Raw genomic sequence first — 18,272 nt, 5'->3', positions numbered from 1 at the left:
GGGCTCCTTTAGAGGGCTTCCTTGCGGATCAGCGGCAGGGCTTCGTGCAGGGCGGTGCGCCAGTCCCGCAGCGGCGGCAGACCGGTCTCCCGCCAGCGGGCGTGCCCGAGGACGCTGTACGCCGGGCGGGGCGCGGGGCGGGGGAAGGCGTCGCCGCCGGTGGGGCGTACCCGGTCCGGGTCGGCGCCGATGCCGCGGAACACCTCGCGGGCCAGCTCGTACCAGGTGGCGTCACCGGCCGCGGTGGCGTGGAAGACGCCGGTCGCGCCCCGGCCTTCGAGCGGCCCGAGGTCGGCGATGCGGGCGGCGACGTCCGCGCTCCAGGTGGGCTGGCCGCGCTGGTCGTCGACGACGTCGACGGTGTCGCGGCGGGCCTCCAGGTCGAGCATCGTGCGCACGAAACTGCGGCCGTGGACGCCGTAGAGCCAGGCCGTGCGCAGGACCGCGGACGTGTGCGGGAGGACGGTGAGGACGGCTCGCTCGCCGGCGAGCTTGGTGCGGCCGTAGGCCGTGCGGGGGGCCGGGGGATGGTCCTCGGGGTAGGGGGCGCCGCGGGCGGCGCCGTCGAAGACGTAGTCGGTGGAGACGTGGACGAGGCGCGCGCCGTGGGCGGCGCAGGCGCGGGCGAGCAGCCGGGGGCCGTCGCCGTTGACGCGCAGGGCGCGGGCCTCGTCGCTCTCTGCGTCGTCGACGGCCGTGTAGGCGGCGCAGTTGACGACCAGGTCGGGGCGGTGCGCGGCCAGCGCCCGGGCCACCGAGTCGGGTCGGGCGACGTCCAGGCCGGCGTGGTCGAGGCCCGTCACGTCCGCGCCGCGCCGGGTCAGCTCCTCGACGGTGTCGCGGCCGAGCATCCCGGCCGCTCCCGTGACCAGCCACCTCATGGCAGCCGTGCTCCCCGCTTCAGCGGCTCCCACCAGTCGCGGTGGTCCCGGTACCAGGCGACGGTCTCGGCGAGGCCGGCCGTGAAGTCGTGGTGGGGCCGGTAGCCGAGCTCGGTGCGGGCCTTGGTCCAGTCGACGCAGTAGCGCAGGTCGTGGCCCTTGCGGTCCTCGACGTACGCGACCCGGTCCCAGCCGGCTCCGCAGGCGTCGAGCAGCAGGCCGGTCAGCTCGCGGTTGCTCAGCTCCGCGCCGCCGCCGAGGTTGTAGACCTCGCCGGGACGGCCCCTGGTCCGCACCAGGTCGACGCCCCGGCAGTGGTCCTCGACGTGCAGCCAGTCGCGGACGTTGCGTCCGTCGCCGTAGAGGGGCACCTGTTCGCCGTCGAGGAGGTTGGTCACGAACAGCGGGATCAGCTTCTCGGGGAACTGGCGGGGGCCGTAGTTGTTGGAGCAGCGGGTGACGCGGACGTCCAGGCCGTGGGTGCGGTGGAAGGCGAGGGCGATCAGGTCGGAGGAGGCTTTCGACGCCGAGTACGGGGAGTTGGGGCGCAGCGGGCGGTCCTCGGGCCAGGCGCCGGTCTCGATGGAGCCGTAGACCTCGTCGGTGGAGACGTGCACGAACGGTCCGACGCCGTGCCGGCGGGCCGCGTCAAGGAGCGTCTGGGTGCCGAGGACGTTGGTGCGTACGAACGTCCCCGCGCCGTCGATGGAGCGGTCGACGTGGGACTCGGCGGCGAAGTGCACGACCTGGTCGGCGGCGGCCATGAGCTTGTCGACGAGGTCGGCGTCGCAGACGTCGCCGTGCACGAACTCCAGCCGGGGGTGGCCGGCCGGCAGGTTGGCGCGGGTGCCGGCGTAGGTGAGCTTGTCCAGGACCGTGACCTCCAGGGCGGGGTCGCGGGCGAGGAGGCCGCGGACGTAGGTGGAGCCGATGAAGCCTGCGGCCCCGGTGACGAGGAGGTTCATGTGTGGATCTGCACCTTGCTGTGGTCGCCGAGGACGAGACGGTGGGCGCTGGGCACGCCGGGCGCCGGGGTGACCTCGACGTGCCGGCCGATGAGGGAGTTCTCGATGCGGCCGACCCCGTCGATCGAGGAGTCGCGCAGCACGATGGAGAACTCCAGCTCGCTGTCGGTGATGCGGCAGTTCTCGGCGACGGAGGTGAAGGGCCCGACGTAGGAGTCGCGGACCTCGGTGCCTGCGCCGATGAGGACGGGTCCGACGAGCCGTGAGTTGACGACGCGGGCGCCCGCCTCCACGACGACCCGGCCGACGGTCTCGGAGGCGTCGTCGACCTCGCCGTCGATCCGCCGCTCGACGCTCTCCAGGACGGTCCGGTTGACCTCCAGCATGTCGACGACGTTCCCGGTGTCCTTCCAGTAGCCCTTGATGATCGTGCAGCGCACGTCGGCGCCGGCGTCGATCAGGTGCTGGACGGCGTGGGTGATCTCCAGCTCGCCGCGCCGGGACGGCCGCACGGCGCGTACGGCCTGGTGGATCGCGGGGGTGAAGAGGTACACGCCGACCAGGGCGAGGTCGCTCTTGGGATGCTCGGGCTTCTCCTCCAGGCCGACGACCTGCCCTGCGGCGTCGAGTTCGGCGACGCCGAAGGCACGGGGGTCGGGGACGCGGGTGAGGAGGATCTGGGCGTCGGGGCGGGTCCTGCGGAACTCGTCGACGAGGTCGGAGATGCCGCCGACGATGAAGTTGTCGCCCAGGTACATCACGAAGTCGTCGTCGCCGAGGAATTCGCGGGCGACGATCACCGCGTGGGCGAGGCCGAGAGGCCGGTCCTGCGGGATGTAGGTGATCTCCAGGCCGAAGCGCGAGCCGTCGCCGACCGCCTCGCGGATCTCGTCGGCCGTGTCGCCGACGATCACTCCGACGTCGGTGACGCCCGCGGCGGCGATGGACTCCAGGCCGTAGAAGAGCACGGCCTTGTTGGCCACCGGCACGAGCTGCTTGGCCGAGGTGTGCGTGATCGGCCTCAGCCGGGTCCCGGCGCCGCCGGAGAGCACGAGAGCTTTCATCTGCCTCACCTCACCCCCCGACGATGTTCCATCGCGGGGCGGACCGCATCCCGGGGCCCGGGCCAGGGGCGCGGCTCAGTCGTCCAGCGAGAGCTCGCTCCACACCTGTTTGCCGCCGCTGACGGGCAGCGAGCCCCAGGCGTCGGACATCGCCTCGACCAGGAGGATGCCGCGGCCGCCGGTGGCCTCCCAGCCGGGGTTGGTGGGTTTGACGGGGGTGCGGGGCGAGGCGTCGGTGACCGCGACGCGCAGCCGGTGGTCGATCAGGGTGAGGTCGAGGCGGACCCGTCCGTCGGTGTGCACGAGGGCGTTGGTGACGAGCTCGGAGACGACGAGCAGGGCGGCGTCCATGGCGTCGGCCGGGACGCCCCAGGTGCGCAGGGTGCGCCGGGTGAAGCGGCGGGCGTGGCGGGCCGCCTCGGGGACGCGCCAGACCGTCCAGCCCTCGCGCCGCGGCTTGACGGCCATGCCGTCGTAGCGCATCAGGAGCAGGGCGATGTCGTCGCCGCGGTGGGCGTTGCCCAGCAGGGCGTCGGCGACGAGGCCCAGATGGGCGGGGTCGGAGACGGACAGTCCGTGCGCGAGCCGGTCCAGGCCCGTGTCGATGTCCATGGCGGCGGACTCCACGAGCCCGTCCGTGGTCAGCGCGATCACCGTGCCGGGCATCAGTCGCAGCGGGGTCATCGGGAACTCGGCCTGCGCCACCACGCCGAGCGGCGGGCCGCCGTCGGTCTCGGCGATCTCGGTTACGCCGTCCGGGTGGCGCAGGACGGGCGGCGGGTGCCCGGCGCGCACGCACCAGGCGGTGCCGGCCTCCATGTCGACGTCGACGTAGCAGCAGGTGGCGAAGAGGTCGGTCTCCAGCTCCATCAGCAGCCGGTTGGAGTGGGAGACCACCACGTCCGGCGGGTGGCCCTCGGCGGCGTAGGCGCGCAGGGCGGTGCGCATCTGGCCCATCAGGGTGGCCGCGCCCGCGCTGTGTCCCTGGACGTCGCCGATGACGAGGGCGACGTGGTGGTCGGGCAGCGGGATCACGTCGTACCAGTCGCCGCCGACCTCGAGGCCGGCGGTGGCCGGCAGATAGCGGGCCACGGCGATCCCGCCGGCGAGCGGGGGCAGCCGGCGCGGCAGGAGCTGGCGTTGGAGCATGCCGACGAGTTCGTGCTCGGCGTCGAAGGCGTGGGCGCGCATCAGGGCCTGTCCGGCGAGGCCGGCGGAGGCGGTGAGCAGGGCGCGTTCGTCGGGGCCGAAGTCGTGCGGGTCGTCCCAGCCGATCACGCAGGCGCCGGCCATCCGGCCCCCGGCCGCCAGCGGCAGCACGGCCAGGCCCCCGGGGCCGACCTCGGCGAGGGCGGGTTCCAGGGCGGTGCCGGCCGGCCAGATCCGGGCGCGGCCCTCGCGCAGGGCGGCGGCCAGGGTGGGCATGGCCCGCACGGGCGCGTCGGGCCACTCCGAGCGCCACTCCTGCCTCCACAGCTCGGGCCAGGACTCGGGCTCGGGCGGGTCCAGGACGGTGACGACGAGTCGTTCGTTCTCCAGCTCGGCGAGTGCTATGCGGGCGGCCCGCAGCGGTTCGCGCAGGGCGGCGACGACGGCCTGGCCGACGTCGTGGACGGTGCGGGCGGTGGCCAGCGCGGAGGCAAGGCGCTGGACGCGGGTCACGTCGGTGACCTCGTCGCGCAGGGTGGAGACGTCGACGACGGTGCCGACGAGCCGGGCCGCATGGCCCTCGCCGCCGGGCAGCAGCCGGCCGCGCAGTCTGAGCCACCTGGGCGGACCGTCGGGCCGCAGCACCCGGAACTCCAGCTCCCGCTCGCCGATCGACATGTGGTCGGCCTCGACGACGGACATCAGCGAGGGCAGGTCCTCGGGGACGGTGCGCCCCAGCAGGGTCTCCACCCGCCCGTCGAAGTCCGACCGGGGCATGGCGAAGACCTCCAGGATCTCGTCGCCGACCTCCACCCGGCCGGTGTCCATGGCCAGGGCGAAGGAGCCCGCGGGCAGTTCCTGGCCCTCGGCGGGGACGGCGGACTCCGGGAAGGCGACGGCCTCGGCGATGAGTTCGAGACAGGCGCGGTCGTCCGCATCGAAGCCGCCGGGCCGCTCGCTGACGACGAGGAGGCAGCCGCCCGCGCCGTCCCGCACGGGCAGGGCCGCCAGGTGGACGTCCCGGGCGGGCATCCGGCGCGCCTCGGCGCAGTCGGCGAGCTCCTGGGGGCTCAGCCACACGGGCCGGCCGGTGCGGTGGGCGTCGGCGAGCGGGGAGTGCCCGTCGAGGGGGTAGGTCTCGCGCAGCCCGTACAGCGTCCTGGGGACCCCGGCCGACTCGGCCAGACAGAGCACGTCGCCGTCGTCGCCGGGCGTGTACACCGCGGCGAGCGCCGCGCCCGCGAACACGAGCGCCTGCTCGAGGACGCGTCGGGCCCGTTCGGGCGAGGCGGGATCGGCGGTGACCGTCTTGAGGGCGATTTCGGCACGCAGGGGCCCCGTTCCGCGCCCCGCAGCACCCTCAGTGGCCACGTCCGTCATTACAGCGCTTGTGGGACGTCTGCGCAGCCCCTGCGGCGGCGGTGCGCAGGCGATGCGCACGGCGATGCGCGCCTTGGGGCGTGCCTTGGGGCGTGGCGCAGTGCCGGCCTTGGGGGCATGCCCCGGTGCGGGCCTTGGGGGCATGCCCCGGTGCGGGCCTTGGGGGCGCGGCCCGATACGGACCTCGGGGGCGCGGCCCGATGCGGGCCTCGGGGTGCACCCCGGTGCCGGGCCGTTCGCCGTGCGCGTCGGGCCGGCAGGGGGCAGATTTGGTGCTTGGGATCCGTGCGACGGGATCCGCGCGGCGCCGGGCGAGGAGGTGGTCGCCGTGTCCGACGGGCAGCCGTCCGGTCCGACGCCGACGACCGTCAGAACGCCGGTCGGCCAACCCCTGCTGTCGCTGGCCCTGACCTCGATGATGGACGCCGTGGGGGCGCACTCCGGCGCGGTGTACCTGCGCCACGGCGACGACCCGGTGCTGGAGATGGCGGTGATGGCCGGGCTGCCCCGGTCGTTCGCCGCGCCCTGGGAGCGGGTGGGTCTGAGCGCGCCGATCCCGGTCGCCGAGGCGGTGCGCGAGCGGCGGCTGGTGTGGGTCGGCGGCGAGGAGGACATGGCCCGCCGTTATCCGCGCATCGCCGTGGTGCTGCCGTACCCCTTCGCGCTGGCCGCGCTGCCGTTGGCGACCGCGTCCCGGGTGTACGGCGCGGTCTTCGTGACCTGGCCCGGCTCGCATCCGTCGGAGCTGTCCGACGGGGAGCGCCGGGAACTGACGACGGCCTGCGAGCGGCTCGCGGTGCGGCTGGAGCGGGCGGCAGCGGACAACCGTAGCGTGCAAGCCGAGTACGACGTGCTGGACGCGGGCCCGGTGGGCGGCGTCTCCGACACGCTCGGCACGGTCGAGGCGGCGCGGATGGTGGCCCGGCTGCCGTACGGACTGTGCTCCCTGGATCTCAGCGGGCGGGTGGGCTTCGCCAACGCCGCTGCGGCCGAACTGCTGGGCGTCCCGGTGCGCACGCTGCTGGGCACCCATCTGTGGGCGTCCGTGCCCTGGCTGAACGACCCCGTGTACGAGGAGCGCTACCGGGCCGCGCTGCTCAGTCAGGACGCGGTCTCGTTCGTGGCGCTCCGTCCGCCGTCGGACTGGCTGTCGTTCCGGCTGTATCCGAGCACCACCGGGCTCAGCGTCCGGATCACCCGGGCCCGGGCCGTGGCGGAGACGGCTCCGGCCGACCCGCGCTCGGGGGACGCGCCGACCCGGCTGGTGTCGATGTCGCAGGCGCTGAGCATGGCGGGGGCGCTGACCGAGACGGTGACCGTGCAGGACGTGGTGGGGCTGGTCGCGGACGAGATCGCGCCGGCCGTGGGCAGCGAGGCGCTGGCGCTGCTCGGGGCGCGGGCCGGCCGGCTGCACGTGCTGGGACACCACGGGTATCCCGACCCGCGGGTCCTGGAGCGCTTCGACGGGATGCCGCTGAGCGCCCCGACGCCCGGCGCGCGCGCCGTCGCGCACGGCGTGCCCGCGTTCTTCGACTCCCGGCAGCAGCTGGAGCACCTGTACCCGCTCCGGCACGGCTCTCCGGACGGCTTCGCCGCCTGGGCCTATCTGCCGCTGATCGCCTCTGGCCGCCCGGTGGGGGCCTGTGTCCTGGCCTACGCCGAACCCCACCCGTTCTCCACGCACGAGCGCGCGGTGCTGACCTCGCTGGCCGGGCTGATCGCACAGGCCCTCGACCGCGCCCTGCTGTACGACGTGAAGCACCAGCTCGCCCACGGACTCCAGGCGGCTCTCCTCCCGCACTCGCTGCCGTCGCTGCCCGGCATCGAGGCGACCGCCCGCTATCTGCCCGCCACCCGGGGCATGGAGATCGGCGGCGACTTCTACGACCTGGTGCCCTCGCAGCCGCTGCCGGCGGCGGTGATCGGGGACGTACAGGGTCACAACGTGACCGCGGCCGGCCTGATGGGGCAGATCCGTACCGCCGTACGGGCCTACACGACCGTGGGCCAGGAGCCGGCGGAGGTCATGCGCAGCACCAACCGGCTGCTGATCGACCTCGGGTCCGAGCTGTTCGCCAGCTGTCTGTATCTGCGGTTGGACCCAGGACGGGGGCGGGCGGTCATGGCGCGGGCCGGGCATCCGCCGCCGTTGCTGCGCCGGGCGGACGGGCGGGTGCGCGTCCTCGATCTCGCGGGCGGTCCGCTGCTGGGCATCGACGCCACGGCGACGTATCCGACGACGGAGGTCGAGCTGACCCCCGGCGGTGTCCTCGCCCTGTACACCGACGGGCTGATCGAGACGCCGGGCGTGGACATCGAGGAGGGGGTCGCCGACCTCGGGCGGAAGCTCGGCGACGCCGGGGACCTGCCGTTGGAGCAGCTGGCCGATGAGCTCGTCGGGCACCACGCGGCCGCGGAGGAGCGGCTCGACGACGTGGCGCTGCTGTTGCTGAGGGCGCGGGGGGACGGCTGAGGGGGCGTCGCCGTGCGGAGACACGAACGGTCCGGCCCTCGTGGGGAAGGGCCGGACCGTTCGACCGCCGTGCGCGGCGGGGTGTCGCTCAGGTGGGGTCAGTGCGTCTCGGTCGCGCCGTTGTCCTGGCCCGACTGGTCCTCGGCTCCGGCGCCGGCCTGGTCCTGCTCGTCCACCACGCCGTCGCCGTTGACGTCCTCACCGGCAGCCTCGTCGCCCGCTCCGGCCTGGTCCTGCTCGTCCACCACGCCGTCGCCGTTCACGTCCTCACCGGCGGCCTCGTCGCCCGCTCCGGCCTGGTCCTGCTCGTCCACCACGCCGTCGCCGTTCACGTCCTCACCGCCGACCGCGTCGCCGCCTGCTCCGGCCTCGTCGCCGCCGACCGCGTCGCCCGCGCCGAGTCCGCCGTCGCCGAGGGTCGCGCCGACCGCCGTCAGCGCGGTGGTCACCGGCTGGAAGAACGTCTCGCCGCCGACCGTGCAGTCACCGCTGCCTCCGGAGGTCAGGCCGATCGCGCTGCCGTCCTGGGTGAACAGCGAGCCGCCGCTGTCGCCGGGCTCGGCGCAGACGTCGGTCTGGATGAGGCCGGTGACCGTGCCCTCGGGGTAGTTCACCGTGGCGTCGAGGGCGAGCACGGTGCCGTCGTTGAGGCCGGTGGTGCTGCCCATCCGGAAGACCTGGGTGCCGACCGTGGCGTCGGCGGCCTGGGCGATCGCGACCGTCTGGCCGTTGCCTATGTTGACGTCGCTCGGCGCCACGGTGGCCGGGTCGTCGTACTTCACGAGTGCGAAGTCGCCGTCGCCGGGGAAGGTCGCCTGGTCGACGGTGGCGATGGGCTGACCGTCCTCGGAGTCGGCCCACTGCTCGGCCGCGACGCCGCAGTGACCCGCCGTCAGGAAGGCCGGGGTGCCGTCGCCCGCCGTGACGTTGAAGCCGAGGGAACAGCGCGCTCCGCCGCCGAAGATGGCGTCGCCGCCGGAGACCTTCGTGGTGAAGGTGCCGGCCGACTTCTGGATGGTCGCCATGCCCGTGCCGAGCGTCTGGACGGTCGACTCCAGCTGGTCCCACTTGCTGCCGGTGACCGTGGAGTCGGCGGTGACCAGGATCTGGTTCGTCCGGGGGTTCACGGCCCACGCGGTGCCGGCGATGGTCGCCTTGGCCTTGAGGGTCTGGGCGGCGGACTCCAGCTCAGCGGTGCTGTTCTCCACCTCGCGGACCTTCGCGCCGGCCTTCTCGGCCTGCACGACGACGTTGTTCTCGTCACCGGAGACGTTGATGACGTTGACCACCAGCTGCTGCTGGTCGGAGTCGTAGTACGAACCGGCGAAGGCGTCACCGAGCAGTTCCTGGAGCTGCGAGGCGAGGTCCGAGGCGTCGCCCGCCTTCAGGGTCTTGACCGTCGCGGCGTTGTTGGAGCCGCTGTCCTGGGAGGCGTTGGCGTTGGGAAGCAGGATGGCCGCCGCTCCGAGCGCCGCCACACCGCCTGCCGCGATGATGACCTTGCGCTTCGTAACTCGCTTGTGACTCAAAAAACTCGACCTCCTGGGGGACGGGGTCTGCTGCCGGTGTTCGGCAGCTCCGTACAGCGGCGCCTGGTTGGCCATGAGTACGCGGCGAGCGCGCGATGCGTTCAATCGCTTTTGCCAACTTCCTTTGCGAAACCGGGAATCGGCCATGACCTGGCGCGTGGTCGGACATGACCTGGCGCAGGGCCGGCCATGACTCACAACCGACTCCCGGCCGGCCCACAGCCGGCTCCCGGCCGGCTCACGGCTGACTCCCGCCTCGTTCCGGCGCACGGCGCCGATCCGCATGCCTTGATCGAATCGACGCCCTCCTGAACCGACACCTGGGCCGATACCTGATCCGATACCCGAAGTGATCGACCAGCGACTCTCCGTCTCTCACGGCGACCGGAATCCATGCTTCAGGGAATCTGCACAGCGCATGCCCAAGCAGGTCACCGGGAGCAGGGATTCTGCACATCTCCGCGGCGGCGGCCAGGTCATTGGGGCGGGAGTGTCGGATTCGCCGCGACAGCGCCCCGCGCTCATCCGAGCGATCCCCGGTCGAGGTGTGAAGAAGTCGCCGACAAGCAGTGGGCGAACCTGCACGGCTTGACTGTCCCGTGACGCAAGTTCCCTGGTGGGGACGGGGTTTGAGTGGCTGCGCAGGCGGCGGACCTGCTTTGATCCATCGCACCGCAGGGGCCGAGACGGCGTCCGGAAACGGGTGCCCGGCACCGGCGGTCGCGGCCGTCGTCTGTCCCCAGAGGGGGCCGCTCCCCCCCTATTGAGTCATCCATGTGAAGGGAAGTTCCCCCATGAGCTCCACCCCCCAGGTTGAGACCGTCGAGATCTCCGACGCCGAGCTGGACAACGTCTCCGGCGGTCTGTCCCTGAACGCCCTCGGCACCGTCACCGGCCTGGTGGACGGCGTCGCCCCGGTCTCCGGCCTGGTCGACACCGCCGTCGGCACGGTCGAGGGTGTCACCGGCCTGAACACGGCCCCGGTCACCAACCTGGTCGCCGGTCTCTGATCGCACCCTGTGCGACCCCTTGGGTCCCGGAGCCGTCACCCGGCTCCGGGACTCTCGGTTGCCGTGAGAATCCCGAGGGAAGTCCCGTGCAGTTCCGCCAACAGGCCCTCGCCAGGCTTCAGTCGCCGGAGGAGCTCGACCTGCCGGTGCGCTTCGCGCGTCCCCAGGGCTGGCTGGTGCTGTCCGTGACCGTCGTCGTCATGGCGGCCGCGTCCGTGTGGGCGGTGACCGGCTCGGTCGCCTCCACGGTGAGCGCGCCGGCCGTGCTCACCCATGGCGAGGGCAGCTACATCCTGCAGAGCCCGGCCGCGGGTCAGGTCACCGCGGTCCTCGTGAAGGAGGGCGAACGGCTGGCCGCCGGCTCGCCGGTGCTGAAGGTGCGTACGGCCGACGGCGACGCCGTGGTCCGTACGGTCGCCGCGGGCCGGATCACCGCGCTCGCCGCCGCCATCGGGCAGATCATCTCCACCGGCGCGAACGTCGCCGCCGTGGAGAAGGTCGCCGACGCCGACGACCCGCTGTACGCGACGGTGTACGTCCCGGCCGAGAACGCCGCCTCCATTCCGGCGCACGCGGCCGTCGACCTGACCGTGCAGACCGTGCCGTCCCAGGAGTACGGCGTGCTGCGCGGCCGGGTGAAGTCCGTGGACCGTACGGCCCAGTCGGCGCAGCAGATCGCCGCGTTCCTCGGCGACGGCCAGCTCGGCGAGCAGTTCACCGAGAAGGGCCGCCCGGTGGCGGTGCTGGTCCGGCTCGACACGTCCAGGTCGACGAAGAGCGGGTACAGGTGGTCGTCCGCGGACGGGCCGCCGTACGCGCTGACCTCCATGACCATGGCCACCGGTTCGATCCGGCTTGCCGATCAGCGTCCCGTCGACTGGCTGCTGCCGTGACCGCCGCCGAGCAGGACGGGCGGACCCGGAGCCGGCGTCGGGCCGCGCCGCCGCGGCGCACGGTTCCCAAGAGCCGGGTGAAGACGGTCCGCACGCCCACCGTGCTCCAGATGGAGGCCGTGGAGTGCGGGGCCGCCTCCCTCGCCATGGTGCTCGGCCACTACGGCCGGCACGTCCCGTTGGAGGAGCTGCGCATCGCGTGCGGCGTCTCCCGTGACGGCTCGCGTGCCAGCAACCTCCTGAAGGCGGCCCGTAGTTACGGTCTGACGGCCAAGGGCATGCAGATGGATCTGGCCGCCCTCGCCCAGGTGCGCACGCCCGCGATCCTGTTCTGGGAGTTCAACCACTACGTCGTCTACGAGGGGCTGGGCCGGCGCTTCGGCCGTCGGGGCGTGTTCGTCAACGACCCCGGCAAGGGGCGGCGGTTCGTGCCGATGGAGGACTTCGACGGCAGCTTCACCGGTGTGGTGCTGGTGCTGGAGCCGGGCGAGGGCTTCGAGCGGGGCGGGCGCAGGCGCGGGGTGCTGGGCGCGATGCCGGCCCGGCTGCGCGGCACGGCGGGCACCATGCCGACGGCCGTGCTGGCGAGTCTGCTGCTGGTCCTGGTGGGCGCGGCGGTGCCGGCGCTCAGCCGGACCTATATCGACATGTTCCTGATCGGCGGTCAGACCTCCCTGCTGAGCGTCCTGTTCGCCTCGATGGGGACGTGCGTCCTGCTCACCGTCGCACTGACCTGGCTCCAGCAGACCAACCTCCACCACGGCCGCATCATCTCCTCGACCCTGTCCAGCGCCCGCTTCCTGCGCCATCTGCTGCGGCTGCCGGTGACGTTCTTCGCCCAGCGCAGCCCGGCCGACCTGGTGCAGCGCCTGCAGTCGAACGACGCCGTGGCCGAGACCTTGGCCCGCGACCTGGCCTCGGCGGGCGTGGACGCGGTGGTCGTCATGCTGTACGCCGCCCTTCTCTACACCTACGACCCGCAGTTGACGTACGTCGGGATCGGTGTGGCGCTGCTCAACATCGTGGCCATGCGGATCGTCGTCCGGATGCGCGCGACCCGGACGGCGAAGCTGCGCGCCGACACCGCGCGGCTGACCAACACCGCTTATACCGGGCTGCAGTTGATCGAGACGATGAAGGCGACCGGCGGCGAGGACGGCTACTTCCGCAAGTGGGCCGGGCAGCACGCCACCACACTGGAGGAGCAGCAGCGGCTCGGGGCGCCGAGCGCCTGGCTGGGCGTGGTCGCGCCGACGCTCGCCTCGCTGAACAGCGCGCTGATCCTGTGGATCGGCGGGATGCGGGCGATCGAGGGCCATATCTCGGTGGGCCTGCTGGTCGCCTTCCAGGCGCTGGTCGCCCGGTTCACGGCTCCGCTGACCCGGCTCAACGGGGTCGCGGGCCGCATCCAGGACTTCGCGGCGGACGTGGCCCGGCTGAAGGACGTGGAGAACTTCCGCGCCGACCCGCTCTACGACCGCCGCGACGGCGCCGACTCCACGCGCCGGCTGCAGGGCCATGTCGAGCTGGAGAACATCGCCTTCGGCTACAGCCCGCTGGACAAGCCGCTGTTGACGGGCTTCGACCTGACCGTGGGGCCCGGGCGGCAGGTGGCGCTGGTGGGCGGCTCGGGCAGCGGCAAGTCGACGGTGTCCCGGCTGATCTCGGGCCTGTACGCGCCGTGGGAGGGCGTGATCCGCATCGACGGGCAGCGGCTCGAGGACATTCCGCGCGGGGCGCTGGCCTCGTCCGTCTCCTTCGTCGACCAGGAGGTGTTCCTGTTCGAGGGCTCGGTCCGCGACAACGTGGCGCTGTGGGACCCGTCGATCCCGGACGACGCCGTGGTGGACGCCCTGCGGGACGCGGCCCTCCACGAGGTGGTCGAGCGACGGCCCGGCGGCATCCACAGCCACGTCGAGCAGGACGGCCGTAACTTCTCCGGTGGGCAGCGTCAACGCCTGGAGATCGCCCGGGCGTTGGTGCGCCGGCCCAGCGTCCTCGTGCTGGACGAGGTGACCAGCGCGCTGGACGCGGAGACCGAGCAGACGGTCATGGACAACCTGCGCCGGCGCGGCTGTGCGTGCGTGGTGATCGCGCACCGGCTCAGCACGGTGCGCGACAGCGACGAGATCGTCGTCCTCCAGCACGGCACGGTCGTGGAGCGCGGGCGGCACGAGGAACTGGTCGCCCGGGGCGGCGCGTACGCGGCACTGGTCAGGGAGCGTTGAGATGACGGTCGTACCCGAGGGCGACGTCGTCCTCGCCGCGCTGGGGCGGTCGGGCTCGCGGATCGACTGCGCCGGCTTCGGCCGCCTCGGCCTGGAGGGGCCGCAGGTGCTGTGGCTGGTCGCGTCGGGCGCGCTGGACCTGTTCGCGGTGGACGCCGAACAGCAGGGACACTGGCACCACTTGGGCCGCCTGGAGGCGGGCTCACTGCTGCTGGGCCCGGTCTCCGGCCCCCAACACACCCTCGTCGCACGCCCGTTGCGCGACTGCGTGGTGCACCGCATCGACCTGCGCGAGCTGTACCAGCCCGCGAGCACCCAGACCTGGTCCTACGACGCGTACGGCAACCCCCAGTATGTGCCGCCGACTTCGAGCCCTCTGGAGTACGCGCTCGCCCTCGGCGTCGGCCGTGGCCTGTCGATCCTCTTCCAGGCGCCGATGGCCACCGAGCGCGCGGCGGAGGATGGGGGCGCCCCCGCGCGGGTCTATTCGAGCGTGGGGGATGACGACGACGTGTTCTGGATGCAGGTCCCGCCCGGCAGCGTGCAGTACGGCTCGCTGTACGGCGCGGAGGCGGCCGCCGATCTGCTGATGGACCCGGCGGTGTGGCAGAGCATGGTCGACCAGCAGTACCGGCTGCTGACCACGCTGGACCGCTGGATCGAACAGCTGGAGCGCACCCACGAGACCCGCACGGCCGCCGGGATCAAGGCGGGTGAGGCGGTCCGCGCACAGGCCGACCGGACGCTGCTGGCGTCGATCGGCAAGAAGGCGGGGCAGCGCACGACGGCCGCCGACGCCGACGCCACCTTCGCCGCCTGCGCGCTGGTCGCCCGGGCCGCCGGGATCGCCCTCGCCGAGCCCGCACGGACGGGCGCCGACAGCGACCGTCTGGATCCGGTGGAGCGGATCGCCCTCGCCTCACGGGTGCGCGCCCGGGCCGTCCGCCTCGACGGCCGCTGGTGGCGGGACGACGTGGGCCCGCTGGTCGGCCACCGGGCCCTGTCCGGGGCGCCGGTCGCCCTGCTGTGGCGGCGCGGCGGCTATGTCGCCGTGCACCCCGCGACCGGGCGGGAGACGCCGGTCGAGAAGGCCAACGCGGCGGAGTTCGAGCCGCGCGCCGTCATGTTCTACCGCCCGCTGCCCGAACAGGCGTCGAGCCCGCTGCGGCTGCTGCGGTTCAGCCTGCGCGGCACCGGCGGCGATCTGACGAACCTGCTGCTGAGCGGGCTGGTGACGGTGGCGATCGGGGCGCTGGTGCCGATCGCCACCGGCAAGGTGCTGGGCGAGTACGTGCCGCGGGCCCAGCAGGGGCTGATCGTGCAGGCGTGTCTGGCCGTGCTGGTCAGCAGCGTGGTGGCGGCGGCCTTCCTGCTGCTGCAGAACCTCACCGTCCTGCGTCTGGAGGGCCGCATCGAGGCCACGCTCCAACCGGCCGTCTGGGACCGGCTGCTCCGACTGCCGACGAGGTTCTTCGCCGAGCGTTCGACGGGTGAGCTGGCGAGCGCCGCGATGGGCGTCAGCGCGATCCGCCGACTGCTGGCGGGACTGGGCCCCTCGGTGGCGCAGTCGGTGACGATCGGTGCGATGAACCTGGGCCTGCTGCTCTGGTACAGCGTCCCGCTGGCTCTGGCGGCGATCGGCATGCTGGTCGTGATCGCGTCCGTGTTCCTGGCGCTCGGGCTGTGGCAGGTGCGCTGGCAGCGACGCCTGGTCGTGCTCTCCAACAAGCTGAACAACCAGGCGTTCCAGACTCTGCGCGGACTGCCGAAACTGCGGGTGGCGGCCGCCGAGAACTACGCGTACGCGGCCTGGGCGGACCGGTTCGCGCGCAGCCGCGAGCTCCAGCAGCGCCTCGGCCGGATCAAGAACCTCACCACGGTGCTGGGCACGGTGTACCTCCCGCTGTGCTCCCTGCTGATGTTCATGCTGCTGGCCGGTCCTGCCCGCGGTGCGCTGTCGGCGGCGGACTTCCTCACCTTCAACACGTCGATGACGATGCTGCTCACCTCGGTGACCTCGCTGACCGGCGCCTTCGTGTCGGCGGTGGCCGCGCTGCCGCTGTTCGAGGAGATCCGTCCGGTGCTGGACGCCACGCCGGAGGTCGCCTCGGGGAGCACCCGTCCCGGCCCGCTGACCGGTGCGCTGGAGGCCCGCCGGCTGTCCTTCCGCTACTCCGACGACGGTCCCCTCGTGCTGGACGACGTCTCCTTCGAGGTGCGGCCGGGCGAGTTCGTGGCGATCGTCGGCCCGAGCGGCTGCGGCAAGTCGACGTTGCTGCGCCTGCTCATCGGCTTCGACAAACCGCTTTCGGGCAGCATCCTGTACGACGGCCAGGACCTGGCGGCGCTGGACCAGTCGGCCGTGCGCCGGCAGTGCGGGGTGGTGCTCCAGCACGCCCAGCCGTTCACCGGCTCCCTGCTGGACGTCATCTGCGGCACCGGGTCGTACACGCCGGAGGAGGCGATGGCGGCGGCCGAGCTGGCGGGGCTCGCGGAGGACGTCAAGCGCATGCCGATGGGGCTGCACACCATCGTCTCCGGCAGCGGGTCGGTCTCCGGCGGCCAGCGGCAGCGCCTGATGATCGCCCAGGCGCTGATCCGGCGGCCGCGCATCCTGTTCTTCGACGAGGCGACCAGCGCCCTGGACAACGAGACCCAGCGCACGGTCATCGACAGCACCCGCAAGCTCAACGCCACGCGGGTCGTCATCGCCCACCGCCTGTCCACGGTGCTGGACGCCGACCGGGTCATCGTGATGGAGAACGGCAAGGTCGCCCAACAGGGCCCGCCGGCACACCTCCTCGCGGACACCGGCGGCCGACTGCACGAGCTGGTGCGACGGCAGCTGACCTGACTTGCTCCTCGGGCTGAAGCCCGAGAAATCTGGCCTGCGCTCCACAGACGGCGACCGCCGGTCCGGCGGCCGTTTTCACGTTCTTCGTGAATCCCGGTAGCGCCTCCCCTTCCCTAACGAAACTTTGCCGTTTCGCTGAAAGTCGTCTAGCCTCGATGTGTACGAAACCGTTTCGTTTACGAGTCCTTTGCCTTCGGGTCCGTTCCTTCCCGGAAACCGCCCGAAACCTGCTGAAAACTCCCGAACCGACGTCCCTGGAGTCGTTCACCATGTCCCCGAAGACCTTGACGGACAGCGCCCGCTCGGGCGCCGAACAGGTGGCGTCCGCAGCATCCGCCAAGAAGTGGTGGATCCTCGCGGTCGTCGCCCTGGCCCAGCTGATGGTGGTCCTGGACGCCACCATCGTGAACATCGCCCTGCCCTCGGCCCAGGCCGACCTCGGCTTCTCCGACGGCAACCGGCAGTGGATCGTCACCGCGTACGCGCTCGCGTTCGCCTCCCTGCTGCTGCTCGGCGGCCGCATCGCCGACCTCTTCGGCCGCAAGCCGGCCTTCCTCGTCGGCGTCGTCGGCTTCGCCGCGGTCTCCGCGCTCGGCGGCGCCGCCGCCAACTTCGAGATGCTGGTCACCGCGCGCGCCCTGCAGGGCGCCTTCGGCGCGCTCCTCGCGCCGGCCGCTCTCTCGCTGCTCAACACGACGTTCACCGACGCCCGTGAGCGCGCCAAGGCGTTCAGCGTCTACGGCGCCATCGCCGGCGCGGGCGGCGCGGTGGGCCTGCTGCTCGGCGGCATCCTGACCGACGCGCTCGACTGGCGCTGGACGCTCTACGTCAACGTGGCCATCGCCGTCCTCGCCTTCGCGGGCGGCTGGATCCTGCTCTCCAACCACCGCGACGCCGCCGGCTCCAAGCTGGACGTGCCCGGCACCGTCCTGGTCGCCGCCGGTCTCTTCTCCCTGGTGTACGGCTTCTCCAACGCCGAGACGCACGACTGGGGCTCGCCGCAGACCTGGGGCTTCCTGATCGCGGGCGGTCTGCTGCTCGCGGCCTTCACCTGGTGGCAGACCCGGTCCTCGCACCCGCTGCTGCCGCTGCGCATCCTGCTCGACCGCAACCGCGCCGCCTCCTACCTCGCCGTCCTGATCTCCGGCGCGGGCATGTTCGGCGTGTTCCTCTTCCTCACCTACTACCTGCAGCTGAACCTGGGCTTCAGCCCGACGAAGACCGGTGTGGCGTTCCTGCCGATGGTCGCGGCGCTGATGGTCACCGCCCAGCTCGGCACCACGGTCCTGGTGCCGCGGATCGGACCGAAGGCGGTCATCCCGCTGGGCTTCGCGATCGCCGGCATCGGCATGGCCTGGCTGACCGGGATCGGCGTCGGCTCCGACTACGTGAGCGCGGTCCTGCCGCAGCTCGTCATCACAGGCGTCGGCCTCGGCCTGGTCATGCCGCCCGCCATGCAGCTGGCCACCGGCGGGGTCGCCGCCGAGGACGCGGGCGTGGCCTCCGCCGCGGTCAACGCCATGCAGCAGGTGGGCGGTTCGATCGGCACGGCACTGCTCAACACGCTGGCCGCGAGCGCCGCGACCGACTACCTCGCCGGCCGGGACGCCACCAGCAAGCTGGTCCAGGCGCAGGCGACCATCGAGAGCTACACCACCGCGTTCTGGTGGTCGGCGGGCTTCTTCGCGGCGGGCGCGGCGATCGCGGCGCTGCTCTTCCGCCGCGGGGTGCCGCAGCAGGACGCGGACGCCGCGCCGGTGGTCCACATGTAGCCGGATCGCCCTGGATGATCCCAGGGGCCGGCGGGCGGCCCCACTCCGCCCGTCCGGCCCCTGGGTGCGAGATC

General features: G+C 72.7%; 11 protein-coding genes. 6 read left to right on the top strand and 5 right to left on the bottom strand.

What is annotated here, in order from left to right:
* Positions 1-8: 8 nt before the first annotated feature.
* The 4 genes from rfbD to OG562_RS40100 form a co-directional block, all read right to left on the bottom strand.
* A complete protein-coding gene (gene rfbD / locus OG562_RS40115; RefSeq protein ID WP_266406855.1) occupies positions 9-881 on the bottom strand; it encodes a dTDP-4-dehydrorhamnose reductase in 873 nt (290 codons plus the stop codon).
* Positions 878-1,846 (bottom strand): dTDP-glucose 4,6-dehydratase, encoded by a 969-nt coding sequence (rfbB, locus tag OG562_RS40110; protein ID WP_266406854.1) that lies wholly within the window; start codon positions 1,844-1,846, stop codon positions 878-880. The genes rfbD and rfbB overlap by 4 nt, the downstream gene beginning before the upstream one ends.
* The gene (locus OG562_RS40105) at positions 1,843-2,910 is read right to left on the bottom strand and encodes a glucose-1-phosphate thymidylyltransferase (RefSeq protein ID WP_266406852.1); all 1,068 of its coding nucleotides are present in this window, start codon (positions 2,908-2,910) and stop codon (positions 1,843-1,845) included. The genes rfbB and OG562_RS40105 overlap by 4 nt, the downstream gene beginning before the upstream one ends.
* Before the next feature lie 75 nt (positions 2,911-2,985).
* A complete protein-coding gene (locus OG562_RS40100) occupies positions 2,986-5,439 on the bottom strand; it encodes a SpoIIE family protein phosphatase (RefSeq protein WP_266406849.1) in 2,454 nt (817 codons plus the stop codon).
* A gap of 319 nt (positions 5,440-5,758) precedes the next feature.
* Here OG562_RS40100 and OG562_RS40095 point away from each other — a divergent pair, with 319 nt between their 5' ends.
* On the top strand, positions 5,759-7,912 hold the full coding sequence (locus OG562_RS40095) for a SpoIIE family protein phosphatase (RefSeq protein WP_266406847.1): 2,154 nt from the start codon (positions 5,759-5,761) through the stop codon (positions 7,910-7,912).
* 98 nt (positions 7,913-8,010) lie between these two features.
* Here OG562_RS40095 and OG562_RS40090 read toward each other — a convergent pair whose 3' ends face one another.
* Positions 8,011-9,441 carry a trypsin-like serine protease gene (locus OG562_RS40090; protein ID WP_266406845.1) on the bottom strand — a complete coding sequence of 477 codons (1,431 nt, stop codon included), beginning with the start codon at positions 9,439-9,441 and terminating at the stop codon, positions 8,011-8,013.
* A 794-nt stretch (positions 9,442-10,235) separates the two neighbouring features.
* Between OG562_RS40090 and OG562_RS40085 the strand changes: the two genes are divergently transcribed.
* The 5 genes from OG562_RS40085 (at position 10,236) to OG562_RS40065 (ending at position 18,198) form a co-directional block, all read left to right on the top strand.
* Positions 10,236-10,451: a type A2 lantipeptide gene (locus OG562_RS40085; RefSeq protein WP_266406843.1), complete on the top strand. Its 216-nt coding sequence runs from the start codon at positions 10,236-10,238 to the stop codon at positions 10,449-10,451.
* Positions 10,452-10,537: 86 nt separating this feature from the next.
* On the top strand, positions 10,538-11,344 hold the full coding sequence (locus OG562_RS40080) for an HlyD family efflux transporter periplasmic adaptor subunit (RefSeq protein ID WP_266406842.1): 807 nt from the start codon (positions 10,538-10,540) through the stop codon (positions 11,342-11,344).
* The gene (locus OG562_RS40075; RefSeq protein ID WP_266406840.1) at positions 11,341-13,572 is read left to right on the top strand and encodes an NHLP family bacteriocin export ABC transporter peptidase/permease/ATPase subunit; all 2,232 of its coding nucleotides are present in this window, start codon (positions 11,341-11,343) and stop codon (positions 13,570-13,572) included. The genes OG562_RS40080 and OG562_RS40075 overlap by 4 nt, the downstream gene beginning before the upstream one ends.
* Before the next feature lies 1 nt (position 13,573).
* Positions 13,574-16,426, top strand: coding sequence for an NHLP bacteriocin export ABC transporter permease/ATPase subunit (locus OG562_RS40070; protein WP_266406838.1), 2,853 nt, complete (start codon positions 13,574-13,576; stop codon positions 16,424-16,426).
* A 269-nt stretch (positions 16,427-16,695) separates the two neighbouring features.
* On the top strand, positions 16,696-18,198 hold the full coding sequence (locus OG562_RS40065) for an MFS transporter (RefSeq protein ID WP_266406837.1): 1,503 nt from the start codon (positions 16,696-16,698) through the stop codon (positions 18,196-18,198).
* The last annotated feature ends 74 nt before the right edge of the window (positions 18,199-18,272 follow it).

Source organism: Streptomyces sp. NBC_01275 (genome assembly GCF_026340655.1).
Taxonomy (GTDB): domain Bacteria; phylum Actinomycetota; class Actinomycetes; order Streptomycetales; family Streptomycetaceae; genus Streptomyces.
This window is presented reverse-complemented; position numbering and strand designations above follow the sequence as displayed.

Excerpts from the sequence above, each read along its gene's own strand:
- rfbD (WP_266406855.1), bottom strand. The coding sequence starts at position 881 with ATGAGGTGGCTGGTCACGGGAGCGGCCGGGATGCTCGGCCGCGACACC.
- OG562_RS40070 (WP_266406838.1), top strand. The coding sequence starts at position 13,574 with ATGACGGTCGTACCCGAGGGCGACGTCGTCCTCGCCGCGCTGGGGCGG.
- OG562_RS40105 (WP_266406852.1), bottom strand. The coding sequence starts at position 2,910 with ATGAAAGCTCTCGTGCTCTCCGGCGGCGCCGGGACCCGGCTGAGGCCG.
- OG562_RS40085 (WP_266406843.1), top strand. The coding sequence starts at position 10,236 with ATGAGCTCCACCCCCCAGGTTGAGACCGTCGAGATCTCCGACGCCGAG.
- OG562_RS40065 (WP_266406837.1), top strand. The coding sequence starts at position 16,696 with ATGTCCCCGAAGACCTTGACGGACAGCGCCCGCTCGGGCGCCGAACAG.
- OG562_RS40100 (WP_266406849.1), bottom strand. The coding sequence starts at position 5,439 with ATGACGGACGTGGCCACTGAGGGTGCTGCGGGGCGCGGAACGGGGCCC.
- rfbB (WP_266406854.1), bottom strand. The coding sequence starts at position 1,846 with ATGAACCTCCTCGTCACCGGGGCCGCAGGCTTCATCGGCTCCACCTAC.